This is a genomic window from Vogesella sp. XCS3 (assembly GCF_020616155.1).
Lineage (GTDB): Bacteria > Pseudomonadota > Gammaproteobacteria > Burkholderiales > Chromobacteriaceae > Vogesella.
Map to the genome: position 1 here is coordinate 509,142 of NZ_CP085530.1, position 19,663 is coordinate 528,804.

General features: G+C 60.1%; 21 protein-coding genes. 19 read left to right on the forward strand and 2 right to left on the reverse strand.

All coding sequences use genetic code 11. The features are described from left to right. Positions 1–13: 13 nt before the first annotated feature. The 4 genes from LCH97_RS02240 (at position 14) to LCH97_RS02255 (ending at position 2,785) form a co-directional block, all read left to right on the forward strand. Positions 14–658: a fumarylacetoacetate hydrolase family protein gene (locus tag LCH97_RS02240; protein WP_227303178.1), complete on the forward strand. Its 645-nt coding sequence runs from the start codon at positions 14–16 to the stop codon at positions 656–658. Next, the gene (locus LCH97_RS02245) at positions 655–1,062 is read left to right on the forward strand and encodes an RNA-binding S4 domain-containing protein (protein ID WP_227303179.1); all 408 of its coding nucleotides are present in this window, start codon (positions 655–657) and stop codon (positions 1,060–1,062) included. Before LCH97_RS02240 ends, LCH97_RS02245 begins: the two co-directional genes overlap by 4 nt. A gap of 140 nt (positions 1,063–1,202) precedes the next feature. After that, positions 1,203–2,366 carry an MFS transporter gene (locus LCH97_RS02250; RefSeq protein WP_227303180.1) on the forward strand — a complete coding sequence of 388 codons (1,164 nt, stop codon included), beginning with the start codon at positions 1,203–1,205 and terminating at the stop codon, positions 2,364–2,366. Next, positions 2,363–2,785, forward strand: a complete 423-nt coding sequence (locus LCH97_RS02255) for a VOC family protein (protein ID WP_227303181.1) — start codon at positions 2,363–2,365, stop codon at positions 2,783–2,785. The genes LCH97_RS02250 and LCH97_RS02255 overlap by 4 nt, the downstream gene beginning before the upstream one ends. A gap of 26 nt (positions 2,786–2,811) precedes the next feature. Here LCH97_RS02255 and LCH97_RS02260 read toward each other — a convergent pair whose 3' ends face one another. Continuing rightward, on the reverse strand, positions 2,812–3,585 hold the full coding sequence (locus tag LCH97_RS02260) for a helix-turn-helix transcriptional regulator (protein ID WP_227303182.1): 774 nt from the start codon (positions 3,583–3,585) through the stop codon (positions 2,812–2,814). Positions 3,586–3,772: 187 nt separating this feature from the next. On the opposite strand from LCH97_RS02260, the gene leuC reads away from it, so the two are divergent. The 8 genes from leuC (at position 3,773) to LCH97_RS02300 (ending at position 14,097) form a co-directional block, all read left to right on the forward strand. Further along, complete coding sequence (gene leuC / locus LCH97_RS02265; protein WP_227303183.1) at positions 3,773–5,179, forward strand: 3-isopropylmalate dehydratase large subunit; 1,407 nt, start codon at positions 3,773–3,775, stop codon at positions 5,177–5,179. A 14-nt stretch (positions 5,180–5,193) separates the two neighbouring features. Further along, a complete protein-coding gene (locus tag LCH97_RS02270; RefSeq protein WP_147693626.1) occupies positions 5,194–5,316 on the forward strand; it encodes an entericidin A/B family lipoprotein in 123 nt (40 codons plus the stop codon). Next, positions 5,313–5,951, forward strand: coding sequence for a 3-isopropylmalate dehydratase small subunit (leuD, locus tag LCH97_RS02275; RefSeq protein ID WP_227303184.1), 639 nt, complete (start codon positions 5,313–5,315; stop codon positions 5,949–5,951). Before LCH97_RS02270 ends, leuD begins: the two co-directional genes overlap by 4 nt. Before the next feature lie 60 nt (positions 5,952–6,011). Further along, the gene (leuB, locus tag LCH97_RS02280; protein WP_227303185.1) at positions 6,012–7,076 is read left to right on the forward strand and encodes a 3-isopropylmalate dehydrogenase; all 1,065 of its coding nucleotides are present in this window, start codon (positions 6,012–6,014) and stop codon (positions 7,074–7,076) included. A 151-nt stretch (positions 7,077–7,227) separates the two neighbouring features. After that, entirely contained in the window at positions 7,228–8,334 is a 1,107-nt protein-coding gene (gene asd / locus LCH97_RS02285) for an aspartate-semialdehyde dehydrogenase (protein ID WP_227303186.1), read from the forward strand. Positions 8,335–8,586: 252 nt separating this feature from the next. Next, entirely contained in the window at positions 8,587–9,600 is a 1,014-nt protein-coding gene (locus LCH97_RS02290; RefSeq protein WP_227303187.1) for an aspartate-semialdehyde dehydrogenase, read from the forward strand. 171 nt (positions 9,601–9,771) lie between these two features. Next, positions 9,772–11,997: a FimV/HubP family polar landmark protein gene (locus LCH97_RS02295; RefSeq protein ID WP_227303188.1), complete on the forward strand. Its 2,226-nt coding sequence runs from the start codon at positions 9,772–9,774 to the stop codon at positions 11,995–11,997. A gap of 63 nt (positions 11,998–12,060) precedes the next feature. Continuing rightward, entirely contained in the window at positions 12,061–14,097 is a 2,037-nt protein-coding gene (locus LCH97_RS02300; RefSeq protein WP_227303189.1) for a LysM peptidoglycan-binding domain-containing protein, read from the forward strand. Here LCH97_RS02300 and LCH97_RS02305 read toward each other — a convergent pair. Continuing rightward, positions 14,087–14,326: a hypothetical protein gene (locus LCH97_RS02305; protein ID WP_227303190.1), complete on the reverse strand. Its 240-nt coding sequence runs from the start codon at positions 14,324–14,326 to the stop codon at positions 14,087–14,089. The genes LCH97_RS02300 and LCH97_RS02305 overlap by 11 nt on opposite strands. Here LCH97_RS02305 and LCH97_RS02310 point away from each other — a divergent pair. The 7 genes from LCH97_RS02310 (at position 14,325) to accD (ending at position 19,458) form a co-directional block, all read left to right on the forward strand. After that, complete coding sequence (locus tag LCH97_RS02310) at positions 14,325–14,726, forward strand: hypothetical protein (protein WP_227303191.1); 402 nt, start codon at positions 14,325–14,327, stop codon at positions 14,724–14,726. The genes LCH97_RS02305 and LCH97_RS02310 overlap by 2 nt on opposite strands. Next, positions 14,723–15,511, forward strand: a complete 789-nt coding sequence (truA, locus tag LCH97_RS02315; protein ID WP_227303192.1) for a tRNA pseudouridine(38-40) synthase TruA — start codon at positions 14,723–14,725, stop codon at positions 15,509–15,511. Before LCH97_RS02310 ends, truA begins: the two co-directional genes overlap by 4 nt. A gap of 1 nt (position 15,512) precedes the next feature. Next, positions 15,513–16,166 carry a phosphoribosylanthranilate isomerase gene (locus LCH97_RS02320; RefSeq protein ID WP_227303193.1) on the forward strand — a complete coding sequence of 218 codons (654 nt, stop codon included), beginning with the start codon at positions 15,513–15,515 and terminating at the stop codon, positions 16,164–16,166. A gap of 23 nt (positions 16,167–16,189) precedes the next feature. Beyond that, the gene (trpB, locus tag LCH97_RS02325; RefSeq protein ID WP_227303194.1) at positions 16,190–17,389 is read left to right on the forward strand and encodes a tryptophan synthase subunit beta; all 1,200 of its coding nucleotides are present in this window, start codon (positions 16,190–16,192) and stop codon (positions 17,387–17,389) included. Next, positions 17,386–17,715 carry an antibiotic biosynthesis monooxygenase gene (locus LCH97_RS02330; RefSeq protein ID WP_227303195.1) on the forward strand — a complete coding sequence of 110 codons (330 nt, stop codon included), beginning with the start codon at positions 17,386–17,388 and terminating at the stop codon, positions 17,713–17,715. The genes trpB and LCH97_RS02330 overlap by 4 nt, the downstream gene beginning before the upstream one ends. Then, positions 17,712–18,506 carry a tryptophan synthase subunit alpha gene (gene trpA / locus LCH97_RS02335; protein ID WP_227303196.1) on the forward strand — a complete coding sequence of 265 codons (795 nt, stop codon included), beginning with the start codon at positions 17,712–17,714 and terminating at the stop codon, positions 18,504–18,506. The genes LCH97_RS02330 and trpA overlap by 4 nt, the downstream gene beginning before the upstream one ends. Before the next feature lie 79 nt (positions 18,507–18,585). Further along, positions 18,586–19,458 carry an acetyl-CoA carboxylase, carboxyltransferase subunit beta gene (accD, locus tag LCH97_RS02340; RefSeq protein ID WP_227303197.1) on the forward strand — a complete coding sequence of 291 codons (873 nt, stop codon included), beginning with the start codon at positions 18,586–18,588 and terminating at the stop codon, positions 19,456–19,458. Positions 19,459–19,663: the final 205 nt, after the last annotated feature.

Genomic DNA, 19,663 nt, shown 5'->3' on the forward strand with positions numbered 1-19,663 from the left:
TAGAGGTCGGTTTATGAATGTTTGTCTGGCAGGGGTGGAACAGCGTGTCAGCACAGTGTTTTGTATTGGTCGGAACTATGCAGCCCATGCCGCCGAGCTGGGTAATGCCATGGAGGAAGAGCCGGTCGTTTTCCTGAAACCGGCGGCGGCGCTGCTGCAGGGCGGGCAGCCTTTGCAGCTGCCTGCCTTTTCGCAAGATGTGCACTACGAGTGCGAGCTGCTGGTGTTGATTGGTCGCGATGCCGACAACATCCACGAGGCGGATGCACTGCAATACGTAGCAGGTTACGGTATCGGGCTGGACCTGACTGCGCGTGACGTGCAGACCGAAGTCAAAGCCAAGGGCCTGCCATGGACCAAGGCCAAAGGCTTTCGCGGTGCCGCCTGCGTATCCACATTTGTTCCGGCCGGCGAGCTGGACCCGTTGGCCGCACGCTTCACGCTGCAGGTCAACGGCCAGCTGCGTCAGCAAGGTGACACCACGCTGATGCGTTTTTCTGTGCCCTATATTGTGAGCTACCTGTCGCAGGTGTATGGCTTGCGCGCGGGCGACGTTATCTTTACCGGCACGCCGGAAGGGGTGGGGCAGCTGCATGCAGGCGATGTGCTGCAGCTGGACCTGGGCGTGGTACAAGCACAGTGGCAGGTGGCGGTATGAGCAAGACAAAGTTGGCCGCAGACGACGACAAGGTACGGCTGGACAAATGGCTGTGGGCGGCGCGTTTCTTCAAGACCCGCCAGCTGGCGCACGAGGCGCTGGAGCTGGGGCGCGTGCTGGTTAACGGCGAGCGGGTGAAGGCGTCGCGTGTGGCACGCGAGGGCGAGCTGCTGCAGATCCGTATCGATAAACTGGTGTACAACGTTACCGTGCTGGGGCTGGCCACGCAGCGCCGCCCGGCGGCCGAGGCGCGGCTGCTGTATAGCGAAAGCGAGGAGTCCATCGCCGCGCGCGAGCATCAGATTGGCCTGCAAAAAGCCGAGCACGCCAGCTTCCCGTATGGCGACGGGCGGCCTACCAAGAAAGCCCGCCGCGATATCGTGCGTTTCAAAGACAGCTGGTAGCCATACAGCTGGGCGGGGAGTCGGCACAAAACAGTCTGTTTTATCGGTAAGCGGGGCATGCGTGCTTCATATGCGGGGGCTTTTGCGCTATATTGACGCCCCGGTGCGCTGCACCCGCTTCCCCTTATTAGTTCTGCATCATGTCTGCATCTGCCCCTCTGGCTGCCCTGGCGGCGTTTTATTTTTCCTATTTTGCCTTCCAGGGTCTGTTTGGCCCGTTCTGGTCGCTGTATCTCGAATCGCTATCCTTCAATACCGTTCAGATCTCCATCCTGATGGCGCTGTCCACGCTGGCGCGTATTGTGGCGCCCATGTTCTGGGGCTGGCTGGCTGACCGTAGCGGGCAACGCCGCGCCATCATGCTGTGGACTTCGGTGGTGTCCATGGCCAGCTTTGTGATGGTGGCCTGGCAGCATAGCTTCTGGGGTATGTTTATCTGGCTGGCGGTAAACCATTTCTTCTGGGCTGCCGCGCTGTCGCTGGGCGAGGCCTCGACCGCGCACCTGACGCGTAGCCAGCCGGGCCGCTATAGCCGTGTGCGGGTCTGGGGTTCTATCGGTTTTGTCTGCTTTGCTGCCAGTGGTGGTTACCTGCTGAATCTGGTCACCATGGCCAACTTGCCATGGCTGATTGTTGGCCTGCTGGGGCTGATCGTGCTGGCGTGCTGGCGCGTACCCGAGGTGGCCATCGAGCGCGCCAAGGCAAAGCCGGAGCCAATCTGGGCCACGGTGCGCCAGCCTCATGTGGTGGCGCTGTTTGCCTGCTGCTTCTTGTTGTCGTTTGCCATGGGGCCGTACTACAACTTCTACTCCATTGGCCTGAAAGAGGCGGGTTATAGCGCCAGTACCACCGGCCTGCTGTGGGCAGCCGGGGTGATGGCCGAGATCGTGGTGTTCTGGCAGATGCCACGGCTGATGGCGCGCTTTACGCTGGAGCGCCTGATGCTGGCCTCGCTGCTGGTGTCAGCGCTGCGCTTTGCGCTAATGGCCACGCTGTTGCCCGTGGCGGCGGTAGCCTTTGTGGCACAGCTGGGCCACGCTTTTACCTTTGGCGTACACCACGCCGCTGCCGTGGGGTTGATTCACCGCAACTTTGCCGAGCAACACCAGGCGCGTGGCCAGGGTCTGTACACCGTGGCGTCGTTCGGTGTGGGCGGTAGCGTAGGCGGCTTGCTGGGTGGCGTGTTGTGGCAATACGGTGGTGTGGGGCTGACCTTTGGCGTGTCCACCTTTGCGCTGCTGCTGGGCGTGGCGGTGTGTTTGAAGTGGTTGCGGCCAACCCCGGCTGCGGTACCGGTGGCATGAGGTCGCGCCTAAATCTGATTCTGCTGGGTGTGGCCGATGTGGCGCGAAGCGCCGATTTTTACTCGGCGCTGGGCTGGCAGCGCTCGCCACGAGGCTCGGCAGAGTTTGTGCTATTTGACCTCGGCGGCGTGGCGGTGGCACTGCAATCGCGCGAGGCGATGGCTTGCGACGCCGGTTACCCCGATGCCGCCAGCAACGGCTTTGCCGGTATGGCGCTAGCCTATATTGCCCGGAATGCCGACGATGTTTACCGGGTGCTAGACAAAGCGGTTTCCCTGGGTGCGACGCGCGCCGTACCTGCTCGGGCAACTGCTTGGGGGCATAGTGGCTATTTTCGCGACCTGGATGGTCATCTGGTCGAGGTGTTGTACGAAGATGGCTGGCAGTTTGATGCAAACGATACCTTGTGTCTGGACTAATCCCCGGCGATGAAAAACGCGCCGTGCTACAACAACATCACCAGTTTCAACTCCGGCGCGTGCGCCAGCCTTAGCGTCAGCTGCTGGTAGCTTAGCCGCCCCAGGCGGGCGTGGTTGAACACCCGCTCGCCGCCTTCTCTTCCCAATACATCCTGTTGCCGCCATAGCTCGTCAAATGTCGTGCTGGCTTCGCGCAGGCTGGCAATCAGCGTGGTGGCGGCTTCGTGCTGCAGCGCGCTGGTGTCGGCGCGAAACTCGGCCACCATGCGCCGTGCCCGCGTGGGCCAGTCGTCTACCAGCTGTGCGGCCAAGGGGTGGCAGAACATGAACTGCAGCAGGTTCTTGCTACCCGGCTCGTCCAGCCAGCCGGCAAACAGTTCGCCGGCTTCGGTGTTCCAGGCTGGTACCTGCCAGAGTGCGTCTAGCACGTAAGCCGGTCGGCTGATGTGGGCGGTGGCGGCGGCCAGCATTTGTTCGGCTTCAGGGTTGGCCGCAGCGCTGCTGGGCTGCGGGTTTTTTTGCCCGGCCAGGTTAAACAGGTACTCGGTTTCGGCGCGCGACAGTTGCAGCGTGCTGGCCAGCGCGGTGAGCGTGGCGGCCGATACCGACTGGGTGCGGCCTTGCTCGATCCACGTCAGCCAGGTGGGGCTGATGCCGCATAGCGCGGCCACCTCTTCGCGGCGCAGGCCTTTGGCGCGGCGGCGGCTGCCGGCGGGCAGGCCGGCGTGTTCCGGCTGCAGGCGTTCGCGATGGCTGCGGATAAAGTCGCCAAGCGGGCTGGGTTGGCTGGGCTTGCTCATGCGTGGGCCTGCTGTTTGGCTGTTAGTGTTAGTACTAGTATAAAAGCTTATCTTGTACTAGGAAAACGCCTGCGTCATGATGGTGGTCAACGCAGGATTTGCGCCGGCGCAAAGCTGGGTAGTGCCGCAGGGCGCACGCTGGCCGGCAGGCAAATCCCTTGTTCCCTCTTTACCTGAAGGCGCGACCATGACCGCACAAACCCTGTACGACAAGCTGTGGCACAGCCACGTGGTGCACGAAGAAGCCGACGGCACCGTTTTGCTTTATATCGACCGCCACCTGGTACACGAAGTGACCAGCCCGCAGGCGTTTGAAGGCCTGAAGCTGGCCGGCCGCCCGCTGTGGCGCGTGGATTCGGTGGTATCGACTGCCGACCACAATACGCCGACCAACGACTGGGACAAGGGCATCCAGGACCCGATTTCGCGCCAGCAGGTAGAAACGCTGGATGCCAACATCAAGGCTTTTGGTGCGCTGGCTTACTTCCCGTTCAAGGACAAAGGCCAGGGCATCGTGCACGTGATGGGGCCGGAGCAGGGCGCCACGCTGCCGGGCATGACCGTGGTCTGTGGCGATAGCCACACCTCCACTCACGGCGCTTTCGGCGCGCTGGCGCACGGTATCGGCACTTCGGAAGTGGAACACGTGATGGCCACCCAGACGCTGGTGGCCAAGAAATCCAAGAACATGCTGGTGCGCGTAGATGGCAAGCTGCCGGCCGGCATTACCGGTAAAGACGTGGCGTTGGCCATTATCGGCAAGATCGGCACCGCTGGCGGTACTGGTTACGCCATCGAGTTTGGCGGCGAAGCCATTCGCGAATTGTCGATGGAAGGCCGCATGAGCCTGTGCAATATGGCCATCGAAGGCGGTGCCCGCTCCGGTCTGGTGGCGGTAGACCAGAAAACCATCGACTACGTCAAAGGCCGCCCGTTTGCCCCGAAAGGTGAGCAATGGGACGCCGCCGTAGCCTACTGGAACACGCTGCATTCCGACGAAGGCGCGCACTTCGACCAGGTAGTCGTACTGGATGCGGCTGACATCCAGCCACAGGTAACCTGGGGCACTTCGCCGGAAATGGTCACCGACATTAACGGCCGCGTGCCGGACCCGGCGCAGGAAGCCGACCCGGTTAAGAAGGGCTCCATCGAGCGCGCGCTGGCCTATATGGGCCTGCAAGCCGGTACCCCGATGAACGAGATTCCGGTAGATATCGTGTTTATCGGCTCCTGTACCAATAGCCGTATCGAAGACCTGCGTGACGCCGCAGCGGTAGCCCGTGGCCGCCAGAAAGCGGCCAACGTGAAGCAGGTGCTGGTGGTGCCGGGCTCCGGCCTGGTAAAAGCGCAGGCGGAACAAGAAGGCCTGGACAAGGTCTTTGTCGAAGCAGGCTTTGAATGGCGCGAGCCGGGCTGCTCGATGTGTCTGGCGATGAACGCCGACCGTCTGCAGCCCGGCGAGCGTTGTGCGTCTACCTCCAACCGCAACTTCGAAGGCCGTCAGGGCCAGGGTGGCCGTACCCACCTGGTGAGCCCGGCCATGGCTGCCGCGGCTGCGGTGGCCGGCCACTTTGTTGACATCCGCTCGCTGTAATAGAGGCAAACATCATGACTACCCGACTTTTTGTGCTGATCTGCGTCGCCCTGGCCATCACTGGCTGTAACACGGTTTCCGGCATTGGTAAGGACATCAAGAAGGCGGGTAGCGCCATTGAAAGGGCTGCACAATGAAAGCATTCACCACACTCAACGGCCTGGTCTGCCCGCTGGACCGCGCCAACGTTGATACCGACGCCATCATCCCCAAGCAATTCCTGAAATCGATCAAGCGTTCCGGCTTTGGCCCCAACCTGTTCGATGAGTGGCGCTACCTGGACCACGGCGAGCCGGGTATGGACAACAGCCAGCGCCCGCTGAACCCGGATTTCGTGCTGAACTTCCCGCGCTACGCCGGTGCCCAGGTGCTGCTGGCGCGCGAAAACTTCGGCTGTGGTTCCAGCCGCGAGCACGCGCCGTGGGCGCTGGAAGATCAGGGCTTCCGCGTGGTGATCGCACCAAGCTTTGCCGATATTTTCTTCAACAACTGCTACAAGAACGGCCTGCTGCCCATCGTGCTACCGGGCGAGGTGGTAGACCAGCTGTTTCGCGAGTGCGAAGCCGCCGAGGGCTACACGCTGAACGTGGACCTGCCGTCGCAGACCATCACCACACCGGCGGGTCAGACCTTTGCCTTCGACATCACCGAGCACCGCAAGCATTGCCTGCTGGGTGGCCTGGACGAAATCGGCCTGACCTTGCAGCATGCCGACAAGATCAAGGCTTACGAGGCGCAACGCCGCCAATCGCAGCCCTGGCTGTTTGCCTGATACACCCAAGGTTGGCCGCACGCGGCCAACCTTCTGCCCCCATAGCACAGGATAAAGATCATGAAAATTGCAGTTCTGCCGGGTGACGGCATCGGTCCGGAAATCATTGCTCAAGCCAAACGCGTGCTGGATGTACTGCGTAGCGACGGCCTGCCTATCGAAATGGAAGAGGCGCCGCTGGGTGGTGCTGGTTATGACGCTTTCGGCCAACCTTATCCATCGTTTACGCAAAACCTGTGTCGCCAGGCCGACGCAGTACTGCTGGGTGCCGTTGGCGGCCCGGCGTACGACAATCTGGACCGCCCGCTGCGCCCGGAGCGCGGCCTGCTGGCTATCCGCAAGGACCTGAACCTGTTTGCCAACCTGCGCCCGGCCATTCTGTACCCGGAGCTGGCCAATGCCTCCACGCTGAAGCCGGAGGTGGTGTCGGGGCTGGATATCATGATCGTGCGCGAGCTGACCGGTGACATCTACTTTGGTCAGCCGCGCGGCATCGCCGTGAACGAGTTGGGCGAGCGCGAGGCGTACAACACCATGCGCTACAGCGAGAGCGAGATCCGCCGCATTGCCCACGTGGCGTTCGGTATCGCCATGAAGCGCAACAAGAAGCTGTGCTCGGTAGACAAGGCCAACGTGCTGGAAACCACCGAGTTCTGGAAAGAAATCATGATCGACGTGGCGCGCGAATACCCGCAGGTAGAGCTGAGCCATATGTACGTGGATAACGCCGCCATGCAGCTGGTGCGCAACCCCAAGCAGTTCGACGTGATGGTGACCGGCAATATCTTTGGCGACATCCTGTCCGACGAAGCCTCCATGCTCACCGGCTCCATCGGCATGTTGCCGTCGGCGTCGCTGGACCAGAACAACAAAGGCCTGTACGAGCCTAGCCATGGCTCCGCGCCGGATATCGCCGGCAAAAACCTGGCCAACCCGCTGGCCACAATCCTGTCGGCAGCCATGATGCTGCGTTACACCTTCGGTCAGGAAGCTGCCGCGCAGCGCGTGGAAAATGCCGTAAAAGCTGTACTGGCCAAAGGCTATCGCACTGCTGATATTTTCGAGGCAGGCTGCGAGAAAGTCAGCTGCAGCGGCATGGGTGATGCCGTGGTTGCTGCCATGTAAATGACCGTTTTAATACCATTCAAATAAAAAACATCTACCCCATTGTGCGTGCTGCTGTTGCCCTGCACAATGGGGTAGATCACTAGATAAGCCTTGGTTTTAACCGAGGGCAGCGGTTTCAAACACCCGACGACATTCAGGAGAAATTATCGTGCGAGTAGGTTTTGTAGGTTGGCGTGGCATGGTGGGTTCCGTGCTGATGCAGCGCATGCTGGAAGAGAACGATTTTGCTGTGATCAACGAGCCGGTGTTCTTCACCACCTCCAATGTGGGTGGTGCTGCACCAAACGTTGGCCGCGACGTGCCGCCGCTGAAAGACGCGCGCAATATCGACGAGCTGAAGGCCATGGACGCCATCGTGACCTGCCAAGGTGGTGACTACACCGCCGAGGTGTACGGCAAGCTGCGCGCAGCCGGCTGGACTGGCTACTGGATCGACGCGGCTTCCAGCCTGCGCATGGAAGACAATGCCGTGATCGTGCTGGACCCGGTTAACCGCAACGTCATCGATGCTGCGCTGGCCAAGGGTGTAAAAGATTACATCGGCGGCAACTGTACCAACTCCATCATGCTGATGGGTATGGGTGGTCTGTTCCGCGAAGGCCTGGTGGAGTGGGTGTCGTCCATGACTTATCAGGCGGCATCCGGTGGCGGTGCCAACCACATGCGCGAGCTGCTCAAAGGCATGGGCGTGGTACACGCAGCCGTGGCCGACGAGCTGGCTACGCCGTCGTCCGCCATTCTGGACATCGACCGCAAGGTGGCTGCCGCCATTCGCGAAGACGTGCCGACCGAGTTCTTCGGCGCGCCGCTGGCCGGTGGCCTGATCCCGTGGATCGACAAGCAGCTGGATAATGGCCAGTCCAAGGAAGAGTGGAAAGGCCAGGCCGAAGTGAACAAGATTCTGGGCACCGACGCCACCATTCCGGTAGATGGCTTGTGCGTGCGCATCGGCGCCATGCGCTGTCACAGCCTGGCACTGACCGTGAAGCTGAAAAAAGACCTGCCGCTGGAAGAAATCGAAGCCATCATCAAGTCGGGCAACGACTGGGTGAAATGGGTGCCGAACGACCGCGAAATCAGCGTAAAAGAGCTGACCCCGGCGGCCATTACCGGTGGCCTGCAAATCGGCGTGGGCCGCGTGCGCAAGCTGAATATGGGTGGCGAGTATCTGTCCGCCTTCGTGATTGGCGACCAGCTGCTGTGGGGCGCTGCCGAGCCGCTGCGCCGCATGCTGCGCATCCTGATCGAACGCTAAGCTTGCCAGGCTGCGTGCCTGCCGAGCGCTTAAACAGCCTGTCACCGTTGGTGGCGGGCTTTTTTACTGGCTGATTCGCTTTATTTGTGGGTGGGGTGCGCTAAAATGACGGCAATTCATTTTTTGTGTAGCCCCCGGGGTTTTATGGGCTGCGCATTTTTATAAGGAAATCTTGCTGTCGGCGCCGCTGGCTTGCCTGCATTTCCTGGCAGATTTTCTGCTTTTATCCGTATTGAAACTCAAGGTATTTACATGTCTGAAACGATTCGTCTTGCTGTTGTTGGTGCCACCAACCTGATTGGTGAAGCTGTGCTCGATTTGCTGGCCGAGCGCCACTTGCCGATTGGTCGTGTATTTGCGCTGGATGTTGCCGATAAAGAAGGTGAAACCGTTTCGTTTGGTAATCTGGAGCTGGACGTTGCTTTGGTGGACGAGTTTGATTTTGCCAACGCATCGCTGGCCATTTTTGTGGGCGGTGCCGAAATGACCCGCCGCTATGCGCCAGAAGCGCGCCAGGCTGGCTGCGCCATTATCGATTTCAGCAGTGTCTACCGTCTGGCAGAAGACGTGCCGCTGTATGTGCCCGGTGTAAACGATGCCGTGCTGGATGATCTGGGCGAGGGCTTGCTGGTGTCGGTGCCCAATTGTACCGTCACGCCGCTGGTGCAGGCATTGGCGGCATTGCGCGCGTCGGGTCTGGAGCGTGTTACCGTGTCCACTTACCAATCGGTGTCGGGCTCTGGCCGTGCAGCGTTGGAAGAGCTGGCTAACCAGACTACCGCGCTGTTTGGCGCCCGTGATGTAGAGCTGGAAGTGTATCCTAAACGTATTTCATTCAACGTGTTGCCATTGATCGGTAGCGTGGATGAACAGGGCGTTAGCGAGGAAGAGCTTTCTGTCGAGCAGGAATTGCGCAAGGTGCTGGCCTTGCCTGCGCTGGAGGTTGAGGCGACCTGTGTGCGTGTGCCGGTATTCTTTGGCCATGGCTGGGCTGTGACGGTAAAAACCGACGAGACCATTACGGCAGATAAAGCCCGTGAGCTGTTCAAGGCGGCCGGCCTGCATGTCATGGACGATCCGGCGGGCGAGATGCCTTACATTACCCCGCTGGAGGCCTCGGGTAATGAGGCGGTCTGGGTAAGCCGCGTACGTCAGACTGGCCGTGCCTTGTCGTTCTGGCTGGCGGCTGATAATGCGCGCACTGGTGCAGCTTTGCCGTGTGTGGATGCTACGGCGGCGCTTATGAAGCGCGGGTATTTTGCCTGAGCTGACAACTGCTAGTAGTATTGCAAATAAACAAGGCTATGTAGTTTGACTGGCTTTCCGGCTGTTGCTTGGCGGCGCAGGCGTAATGACATGGATGACCGCCATGCTGCAGGCCGGAAACAAGAATATTTCACCGAAAGGTAGCGCATTAAGATGCTAGCCAATAAAAAGATGAGCTCGCTGTTGGTGGCCTTGCTGTTCTCGACGGCCGCCTGGGGCGGGCTGGGAGGAATCGCAGTACGCTCCAATCTGGGCGAGGTACTTCGTGCCGATATCGACCTGACCGGCAGTGCCGAAGACGAGATTGTGCGTGTTGGTCTGGCCTCTCCCGATACCTTTCGTGATCTGCAAGTAGACTACAGCCCGGCCTTGACCAGCCTGCGCTTTGCCTTGGCGTACCGCTCCAATGGCAAGCCGTATATCCGGGTGCTGTCGGTACAGCCCATTAGCGACCCGTATCTGCGCTTTGTGGTTGAGGCGAAAACTGCCAGTGGCCGTTCCATCCGCGAATACACAGTGTTGCTGGATCCGCTGGAATACCCCAATAAAGCCGATGCGATTGAGCGATCGGCAAAAGCCATTGCTGCGGCTGAGCCTGCGCGGCTGAAGCCTGCCAGCCCGACTGCGGTGCGCACCCCGCTGCCTGCACCGGCTTCCGCCGCGTCTGTTCCGGCAGCACAGCCAGACTTTATCGTCGTCAAGCGTGGTCAGACGCTGGCCCAGGTTGGCCGCATTGCCCGTGCCGAAGGCGCCACCTTGCGCCAGACCATGGCTGCATTGGTGCTGGCCAACCCGTCGGCCTTTGTAAACGGTGACCCGGCCACGCTTAAAACTGGTGCCCGCCTGAAAGTGCCCGCAGTTGCTACGGCAAGGGCATTGAAGCCGGCACGTGTCTCCGAAGTGCTGGATGGTTTTGCCGCACCTGTCGCCAAACCGGTGGTCAAGGCCGCTGAACCACTGTTGCCGCGCCCGGCTGCGCCAGCCAGTACCGCGCAGCCTGTATTGAAACTGGAGCAGCCGGAGCAGGCTTCTGCGCCTGCGGCTGCCCAGGATGTCCAACTCAAAGCGGCACAGCAAAAGATCCAGGAACTAGAAGAAAAGCTCAAGTCACTGCAGATGGCTGCATCGGCAGCGTCGGCCATGGCAGCCATTCCGGCTGAATCCGCATCGGCGCCAGTGCACGCCGCCGCTTCGGCGCCAGTGCACAAACCAGCGGCCGTGCCGCCAGCCAGTGCACCGGAAGAAGAAGGCCCAGGCCTGATGTCACAGCTGATGGACTACCTGCCCCTGATAGCCGGTGGTAGTGCGGCAGTGCTGCTGGGGGTGGCTGCGGTGATCTTCATGCGTCGTCGCAAGAAAGGTATCAAGGCGGCGACGGAGGCGGCGGGTGCTTCTATCCTGGGTGCCAATACGGTTGGCCGCGTTGCAGGTGTTGACGAGGCTGGCAGCAATACCTTTCTGGCAGACTTTACCCGTACGGGCATGAACGGCGTGGATGCAGGCGAGGTAGATCCGATTGCAGAGGCTGAAGTCTATCTGGCTTACGGTCGCGACCAGCAGGCTGAAGACATCCTGAAAGATGCGCTTGCCAAAGACCCTACCCGCCACGAAGTGCGCATGAAACTGATGGAAATCTACGCATCGCGTCAGGATAAAGCTGCCTTCGAAGCGCAGGCTCGCGAGTTGCATGCCGCGGTGGATGGCAAAGGTGCACTCTGGTCGCGCGCTGCGGCGATGGGCTTGTCTATTGATCCATCCAACGCTTTGTACGCTGGTGATGCCAGCCCGACAGCGGCGGTTGCTGCTGCGCCTGTTGCTGCGGCAGCGGCCGCCATGAATATTGATCTGGATTCGGAGTTGATGGGTGATCCGGAGCCTTTACCGCAAGAAGCCTTCATTGAGCCAGAGGCCATTGCGGTAGAAGATGATGACCCATTGCGTAATGCGCTGTTTGGCGAGCCTGAAGTGACCAATGCGGCACCAGAGCCAGACCTGGATCTGGAAAGCCTGCTTGCCCAGCCGGCAGCAGAGCCTGTGCCTCAGGAGGAAGAGGCACCAGAAGACAAGCATATGCTGGACTTTGACTTCAACCTGGATACCCCTGAGCCTGCAGCGGCACCTGCTGCAGTACCTCAGACAGAGTCGGTTGACGATGCATTTGATTTTGATATGTCCACGCTGGATAGTCTGGGTAGTACAACGCCTAGCGAGCCTGCTGCACCGTCGCTTGATGGCATGAGCCTGTCGGATGACCCGCTGTCTACCAAGCTGGATCTGGCGCGTGTCTATCTGGACATGGGTGATAAAGAAGGCGCGCGTGAAGTGCTGGAAGAGTTGGCCGCAGAAGCACAGGGTGGGCTGAAGGCGGAGGCGGAGGCGTTGTTGGCATCACTGTAAATATTGATGCAGATCTGTTTTAAAACTTAATGTGCTTTGTTATCGCTGCTGCTTGCGGGTACTATGTCTGAACATCCAAAAAAACTGAAAAAAGGATATGGGGTGACATTGCGGCCATTAGTTGCGGGACTGGCGCTTGCATTCGCGGCAGCTTCGCCGTTGGCGCTAGCGGGTTTGGGGGGGATTCGCCTGCTAGCTGGCCCGGGGGAGCCGTTTTATGCAGAAGTGACTCTGGACCCAGAGCAGGGGCTGGAGAATCCTTTTGTCTCCCTAGCATCGCGCGAGCGTTACTCCACCTTGGCTCCTTACTCCGATAAGGCAAGCCAGCTACAGATCAGAACAGTTGAAGTTGCTCCGCAGCAATACTTGGTGCGGATCACCGGCCCAGCCTTGGCGCCGGGTGAACCTTTCAATTTTGCCCTCGAACTATCGTGGCCCTCTGGCAAAGTGGTCCGCGAATACCGCATCAGTGGCGGCGCGCCTGCGCCTGGCCAGTCTGGCAAAAAAGAAGATAGCAGTGCCGCACTGGCAGAGCGCCATCCGCTGATGGACGAGCCGGGTGGTTTGGCCTTTGGCGAGGGGAGGCTGCTGTCTGCCCGGGGGCTGCCGATGCGGGCAGAAATCGAGCTGCTTGGTGACTGGCCAGACACCATTAGCGCCGCCAGCTTTGCCGTCTTGTCAGACGATAATGCCCTAGGCAAGCCCAAGCTGGAATTGCACCAGCGCAAAGGGCGTCAATGGTTATCAATCAGCTCAAGTCTTCCCCTGCAGCAGTCGCGTGTGGCGTTTGGGCTGGAAGCGCGCCATGAGGGCGCAGTGATTCAACGTGGTTTTGTATTTGCTGTGCCGCAGCGTGGCGTCTATCTGGGGAAGTTGCCAGTACGCCCTGCCGTGTCGGCGATGAATTTGCCGGGACAATATCGTGTACAGCCAGGTGATACGCTTTCGAGCCTGGCGCGGCGTTTTGCCCAAGACAAGGCGGTGTCGGAAACTGAAAATGCGCTCTATGCGGCCAACCCCAAAGCGTTTGCCCATGGTGACCGTAACCTGCTGTTTGCCGGTGCCTTATTGCGTGTGCCGGAGCAGACAAAATCCGAAGCACCTGTAGTCGAGAAACCGGCTGCAGAAACCAGTGTTGTGGCCAAACCGGTAGCGCCGAAGGTGCTTGCCTCGTCGGCTGCTGCTGTGGTGCCAGAAGCATCTGCCGCGGTGGCGGAGCAAGCTGCTTCGACACCGGTAGCTTCTGCCGAAGAGCAGCAAAAACTCGCGCAGCTGAAGGCCGCGCAGCAGCGCCTGGACTGGCTGGAGGCGGAAATTAACCGTTTGTCGGCCAGCACGCCCAAAGCCACGATTGCCCATCGCCCTGATGTGCCGGAAGCGCAGGATGAAGCCTTCCTGGATGAAAATCTCACGCAGTGGGTGCTGTATGGCGTGGGTGGGTTGTCAGTGGCCAGTTTGCTGGCGTGGTTGCTGGTCAAGCGCCGTCGTGCTGCGACAAAGCCTGTGCCTCAGGCTTCGAGGCAGCGTAGCGCCATGGGCCCGGTCACCATAAGCGCATCACTAGGCCCGGACGAGCAGCCGCTTGTGCAACCGATTGCTGATGATATCAACCTGCAGGCTATTGATGTGCTGGCCGAGGCGGATGTCTTGATGGCTTATGGCCGGTTTGATGCGGCAGAGCAGCTATTGCGCGAAAGCCTTAGCCACGAGCCTGACCGTGAAGATTTGCGCATGAAGCTGCTTGACCTGATTGCACGTAAGGGGAACCGGCAGGAGTTCGAATCGGTTGCGCTGGATCTGCTGGCGGTATTTGGCCCAACTAGCGGCCTGTGGAAGCGCGTACTGCAGCTGGGTGGGACGCTGGATCCGGAAAATCCTTTATACCGCCCAGCGCCTGATACGCAGGAGCACTTTGTGCTGGATACGCCACGGGCGCCGGTAGACTTGGGCAGCTTCGGTCCCGAGCCGGACGAAATGGTACCTTTGTCCAAGCAAGTTGATAATGTTGAAGCAGCCCAGGACTTGGCGCGTCTTTATCGCGAGATGGGCGATACAGAAACGGCCGATGCCTTGTTGCGAGAAGCCGGTATCAAAGCGTGATGGTCACCTTATTCCACCCTGCAGCCAGCCTGATAGTCTGGCTGTTTTTCATTGTGGCCTTGTCCGGCATGCACGGCTTGCCCTTGCTGCTCATGGCAGCTGTGTGGCTTGCCTTGCCTGGGGCCTGGCATGCTTTACTGCAAGCAGCATGGCGCATGCGTTTCTTGTTGGCTGCCTTGTGTTTTTTGTCTGGCTGGTTTGTTCCGGGGGAGCCCTGCTTGCCAGGCATGGCGTGGTCTCCGTCGTGGGCAGGCTTGCAGCTGGGGGGCGGGCAGGCTTTGCGCTTGCTGGTGATGGCTGCAAGTGTGCGCCTGTTGTGGCAGGCCTATGGCCAGCACGGTTTTCTTGCCGGCTTGCATGTCTTATTGAAACCGCTGGCGCTCGTGGGCTTGCCTGTGTGCTGTTTCAGCTTGCGTCTGGTGCTGACATTGCAGCAGGCAGAGCGGCTGGTGCAGGCGCGGCCCAAGCTGTCGCTGTCTTGGCTGGCTGGCCAGCTACAGGCAGGCGAGGGGTCACAAACCCTGCCAGATAAGGTAGAGTTGGGTTTTTACTCTTGGCAGTATCGGGATGGGGTGCTGGTCGGTGTGGCCTGCCTGGTTCTGATCATCATCATGAAAGTAGTGCAATGAGAATCGCGCTGGGTCTGGAATACGACGGGCGCGCTTTTGCTGGCTGGCAAACGCAGCCAAGCGGCAATACCGTACAAGACAAGTTGAACCAGGCGCTATCGACTATTGCCGGTGAAAGCATTAGCACCCTGGCAGCCGGGCGAACCGATGCGGGTGTGCATGCCCTGATGCAGGTCGTGCATTTTGATGCGCCTGTCAGCCGCCCGCTAAATGCATGGGTGCGCGGCGTAAACGCACATTTGCCGCCGTCGGTGGCTGTAGTGTGGGCGCGAGAGGTTAGCGACGAGTTTCATGCCCGGTTTTCTGCTTTTTCCCGTTCTTACCGTTATTTCTTGCTGACGCACCCGGTGCGTCCGGCGCTTACCGCCGGCAGGGTGGGGTGGTATCACCAGGCGCTGGATCTCGATGCCATGCGCGCTGCTGCAGCGGTGCTGCTGGGTCAGCATGATTTTTCCAGTTTTCGGGCGGCGGAGTGTCAGGCCAAGTCGCCGCTGAAGCACTTGCAGCAGCTGGACATCAGCGAGAGCAATGGCCTGATCCGCTTTGACCTCACCGCCGATGCTTTCTTGCACCATATGGTGCGCAATATGGTTGGGGCGCTGGTTTATGCCGGCAAGGGTAGCCTGGATGTGGCGGGCATGCAGGCCTTGTTGGCCGCATGCGACCGCACCAAGGCACCACCTACCTTCATGCCGGATGGGCTGTACCTGACAGGTGTGGGCTATCCGGCGGTTTTTGATTTGCCAACCCAGGCGCAGCCAGAGCGGCTAACGCTGTGGAGATAGCATGACAGTGCGCACCAAGGTTTGTGGTTTTACCCGCCCGCAGGATGCAGCCGCCGCTGCGGCGCTGGGTGTGGACGCCATAGGGTTGGTTTTTTATGCGCCCAGCCCGCGCAATGTCACCGTTGCCCAGGCACAGGCCATCATTGCCGCATTGCCACCTTTCGTGACGGTGGTGGCACTGTTCGTCAACCCGAGCGAGCAGGAGGTACAGCAAGTGCTGGCCGCCTGTGCTATCGATGTGCTGCAGTTTCACGGTGAAGAATCGCCGGCATTCTGTCGCGGCTTCCAGCGTCCTTACCTGAAAGCCGTGCGCGTACGCCCCGGGATGGATTTGGCAGCCTATGCGGCCAACTACCACGATGCACGCGGCCTGCTCACCGACGCCTTTGTCGAAGGTGCGCATGGTGGCACCGGTGCGGTGTTCGACTGGACGCTGATTCCTGCCGAATTGCCATTGCCGCTGATTTTGTCTGGCGGGCTGGATGCGGCCAACGTGGCCGATGCCGTGCGGCGTGTCAAACCCGCTGCGGTAGATGTATCCAGTGGCGTGGAGGCAGGTAAAGGTATCAAACACCCTGAGCGCGTGGCTGCCTTTCTGGCAGCAGTGCGGGCAGGGCAATATTCAATGGCACCGGACACTGGTCTGGTGCCTTAAAACAAAACCATCAGGAGCATTCCATGAGCAGTTATGACTTCCCCGATGCACGTGGCCGTTTTGGCGCGTATGGCGGTGTCTACGTAGCGGAAACATTGATGGCAGCATTGGACGAGCTGAATGCCGAGTACGCCCGCGCCAAGGCTGACCCGGCATTCTGGCAAGAGTATCACCACGAGCTGAAGCACTTCGTGGGCCGCCCCAGCCCCATTTACCACGCCAAGCGCTGGTCGGAGCAGCTGGGCGGTGCGCAGATTTACTTCAAGCGCGAAGATTTGAACCATACCGGTGCGCACAAGGTAAACAACACCATTGGCCAGGCGCTGCTTGCCCGCCGCATGGGCAAGAAGCGTGTGATTGCCGAAACCGGCGCCGGTCAGCACGGTGTCGCTTCGGCTACCGTGGCCGCGCGTTACGGTATGGAATGCGTGGTGTATATGGGCTCTGAGGACGTGAAACGCCAGGCGCCCAACGTGTTCCGCATGAAGCTGCTTGGCGCCACCGTGGTGCCGGTAGAAAGCGGCTCCAAAACCCTGAAAGACGCGCTGAACGAGGCGATGCGCGACTGGGTCACCAATATCGATAGCACCTTCTACATTCTGGGCACTGCAGCCGGCCCTCACCCGTACCCGATGCTGGTGCGCGACTTCCAGCGCATCATCGGTATCGAGGCCAAAGAGCAGATGCAGGAGATGGTTGGCCGTCAGCCGGATATGGTGGTGGCGTGCGTGGGCGGTGGCTCCAATGCTATCGGTATCTTCCATCCTTATGTGGATGTAGAAGGTGTGCGCCTGGTAGGCGTTGAGGCGGGTGGTGATGGTGTGGAAACCGGCCGTCACGCGGCGCCGCTGTCAGCGGGCAAGCCGGGTGTGTTGCATGGCTTCCGCAGCTACCTGATGCAGGATGAAGACGGCCAGATCATCGAGACCCACTCGGTATCTGCCGGTCTGGACTACCCGGGCGTCGGCCCGGAGCACAGCCTGCTGAAAGACATCGGCCGTGCCGAGTACGTGGCTATCAATGACGATGAGGCGCTGCGCGCCTTTGAAGACTGCTGCCATCTGGAAGGCATCATTCCTGCTCTGGAATCCAGCCACGCGCTGGCGCATGCTGCCAAAGTGGCGCCGACCATGGGCAAAGACCAGATTATTCTGGTGAACCTGTCCGGCCGTGGTGACAAGGACATCAACACCGTAGCCGGCCTGATGGGCATCACCCTGTGATTGTGGCGCCGGTACTGGAGGCCGCCTATCTGCAGGTGAGAGAGGGCGAGGTAGTCGCGTTCGAGCAGGCTTTTGCCGAGGCTTCGCCGCTGATCGCCACAACTGCCGGTTATGCCGGCCACACTCTGCAGCGTTGCCTGGAAGTGCCGGGGCGTTACCTGCTGCTGGTGCAGTGGCAGACGCTGGAGGCCCATACGGTGGGCTTTCGGCAGTCTGCACAATATCAGCAGTGGCGCGCATTGCTGCACCATTTCTATGATCCGTTCCCGGTGGTGGAGCATTTCACCACCGTGTTGAACCATGCATGCAAGGACCATACCGCATGAGTCGCGTAGCAGAAACCTTTGCCCGCCTGCAGGCTGCAGGCGAAAAAGCCCTGATTCCCTTCATTACCGCGGGTGACCCGAGCCCGGTATTGACCGTAGACCTGATGCACGGCCTGGTAGAAGGCGGTGCCGACATCATCGAGCTGGGTATCCCGTTTTCCGACCCGATGGCCGACGGCCCGGTGATCCAGCGCGCCAGCGAGCGCGCCTTGGCGCACAAGGTAGGTCTGCGCCACGTGCTGGCCATGGTAAAAACCTTCCGCGAAACCAACCAGCACACCCCGGTGGTCCTGATGGGTTACCTGAACCCGGTGCACGTGCTGGGCTATGAAGCATTTGCCCAGGCGGCCACCGCAGCGGGTGTGGATGGCGTACTGACAGTGGACTGCCCGCCGGAAGAGGCGGAAGACTTGACGGCGGCGCTGACCGCTGCGGGGCTGGATCCGGTATTCCTGGTGGCACCTACCACGCCGATGGAGCGGGTACGTGAAATTGCCCGTTTGGCGCGGGGCTATGTCTACTATGTGTCATTAAAAGGCGTGACCGGCGCAGGAAATCTGGACATTGACGACGTAGCGCGTAAAATTGCCGCCCTTAGAGAACACATTACTGTGCCGATCGGCGTGGGCTTTGGCATTCGCGATGCGGAAACCGCCCGCGCCATCTCTGTGGCAGCCGATGCCGTAGTGGTGGGGAGCCGTCTGGTACAGGAAATCGAGGCGGCTACACCCGAAACTGCCAAAGAGCAGTTGACCCGTCTGGTGGCTACATTGAAAGCCGCTATCCGTTAGAACAATGCTGGCCTACCCGTGCCAGCCAGCCTGCGGCCAACCTTTGGTAGACCGCAGCTTTTAGATTCAAGGAGTCAGCATGAGCTGGTTGAACAAACTCCTGCCGCCGAAAATCAAGCGCGATACGCGCGTGAGCAAGTCGTCGGCGGTGCCGGAGGGGCTGTGGAGCAAATGCCCGGCCTGCGAGGCGGTGCTTTACCATACCGACCTCCAAAGCAACCTGCAGGTCTGCCCCAAGTGTGGCCATCATCACCCGATCCACGCGCGCGAGCGCCTGGATATGCTGCTGGATGCCGAAGGCCGCCGTGAAATAGGTGCTGAAGTCAAACCGGTAGATATCCTGAAGTTCAAGGACAGCAAGCGCTACCCAGACCGTCTGGATGCCGCGCAAGAGACCACAGGTGAAGATGACGCGCTGGTGGTGATGCAGGGCAGTATCCACAACTTGCCTGTTGTTGTGGCAGCATTCGAGTTCCGTTTTATTGGTGGCTCGATGGGCTCTGTCGTCGGCGAGCGTTTTGTCCGTGGTGTGCAGGCGGCTGTTGAAGCGCGTGCGCCATTTGTATGTGTTGCCGCCTCGGGCGGTGCGCGTATGCAGGAAGGTCTGAATTCGCTGATGCAGATGGCCAAGACCTCGGCTGCATTGCAATTGTTGTCCGACCATCAGCTGCCGTTCATCTCGATCCTGACCGACCCGACCATGGGTGGTGTGTCAGCCTCGTTTGCTTTCCTGGGTGATGTGGTGATTGGCGAGCCGGGCGCATTGATCGGCTTTGCCGGCCCGCGTGTTATCGAACAGACCGTGCGCGAAACCCTGCCGGAAGGCTTCCAGCGTTCCGAGTTCCTGGTGGAAAAGGGCGCGATCGACATGATCGTGGATCGTCGGGAGCTCAAGCTCAAGGTCGCCACGCTGCTGGCCTTGCTGCAAAAAGAGCCAACGGTTGCTGCCTGAGTAAACACAATGTAGCCCTTTGCTGGGCGGGTGTTAATGAAAAAGCCTGCTTGTCTTCCAAGCAGGCTTTTTCATATGTGACGCTGGCCGTCCGTGGGCGCGCTCTGTTTGTGCGTGCTGTTGCCAGTCTGCCTGGCGGTTTTTTATTGCGGTAAATCTATAGAAACTCTTTTGGGTAATTTGCGCTGCGGTGGCAGGTTCTTGT

Excerpts from the sequence above, each read along its gene's own strand:
- LCH97_RS02240 (WP_227303178.1), top strand. The coding sequence starts at position 14 with ATGAATGTTTGTCTGGCAGGGGTGGAACAGCGTGTCAGCACAGTGTTT.
- LCH97_RS02245 (WP_227303179.1), top strand. The coding sequence starts at position 655 with ATGAGCAAGACAAAGTTGGCCGCAGACGACGACAAGGTACGGCTGGAC.
- LCH97_RS02250 (WP_227303180.1), top strand. The coding sequence starts at position 1,203 with ATGTCTGCATCTGCCCCTCTGGCTGCCCTGGCGGCGTTTTATTTTTCC.
- LCH97_RS02255 (WP_227303181.1), top strand. The coding sequence starts at position 2,363 with ATGAGGTCGCGCCTAAATCTGATTCTGCTGGGTGTGGCCGATGTGGCG.
- LCH97_RS02260 (WP_227303182.1), bottom strand. The coding sequence starts at position 3,585 with ATGAGCAAGCCCAGCCAACCCAGCCCGCTTGGCGACTTTATCCGCAGC.
- leuC (WP_227303183.1), top strand. The coding sequence starts at position 3,773 with ATGACCGCACAAACCCTGTACGACAAGCTGTGGCACAGCCACGTGGTG.
- LCH97_RS02270 (WP_147693626.1), top strand. The coding sequence starts at position 5,194 with ATGACTACCCGACTTTTTGTGCTGATCTGCGTCGCCCTGGCCATCACT.
- leuD (WP_227303184.1), top strand. The coding sequence starts at position 5,313 with ATGAAAGCATTCACCACACTCAACGGCCTGGTCTGCCCGCTGGACCGC.
- leuB (WP_227303185.1), top strand. The coding sequence starts at position 6,012 with ATGAAAATTGCAGTTCTGCCGGGTGACGGCATCGGTCCGGAAATCATT.
- LCH97_RS02290 (WP_227303187.1), top strand. The coding sequence starts at position 8,587 with ATGTCTGAAACGATTCGTCTTGCTGTTGTTGGTGCCACCAACCTGATT.
- LCH97_RS02295 (WP_227303188.1), top strand. The coding sequence starts at position 9,772 with ATGAGCTCGCTGTTGGTGGCCTTGCTGTTCTCGACGGCCGCCTGGGGC.
- LCH97_RS02300 (WP_227303189.1), top strand. The coding sequence starts at position 12,061 with ATGTCTGAACATCCAAAAAAACTGAAAAAAGGATATGGGGTGACATTG.
- LCH97_RS02310 (WP_227303191.1), top strand. The coding sequence starts at position 14,325 with ATGGCGTGGTCTCCGTCGTGGGCAGGCTTGCAGCTGGGGGGCGGGCAG.
- LCH97_RS02305 (WP_227303190.1), bottom strand. The coding sequence starts at position 14,326 with ATGCCTGGCAAGCAGGGCTCCCCCGGAACAAACCAGCCAGACAAAAAA.
- truA (WP_227303192.1), top strand. The coding sequence starts at position 14,723 with ATGAGAATCGCGCTGGGTCTGGAATACGACGGGCGCGCTTTTGCTGGC.
- LCH97_RS02320 (WP_227303193.1), top strand. The coding sequence starts at position 15,513 with ATGACAGTGCGCACCAAGGTTTGTGGTTTTACCCGCCCGCAGGATGCA.
- trpB (WP_227303194.1), top strand. The coding sequence starts at position 16,190 with ATGAGCAGTTATGACTTCCCCGATGCACGTGGCCGTTTTGGCGCGTAT.
- trpA (WP_227303196.1), top strand. The coding sequence starts at position 17,712 with ATGAGTCGCGTAGCAGAAACCTTTGCCCGCCTGCAGGCTGCAGGCGAA.
- accD (WP_227303197.1), top strand. The coding sequence starts at position 18,586 with ATGAGCTGGTTGAACAAACTCCTGCCGCCGAAAATCAAGCGCGATACG.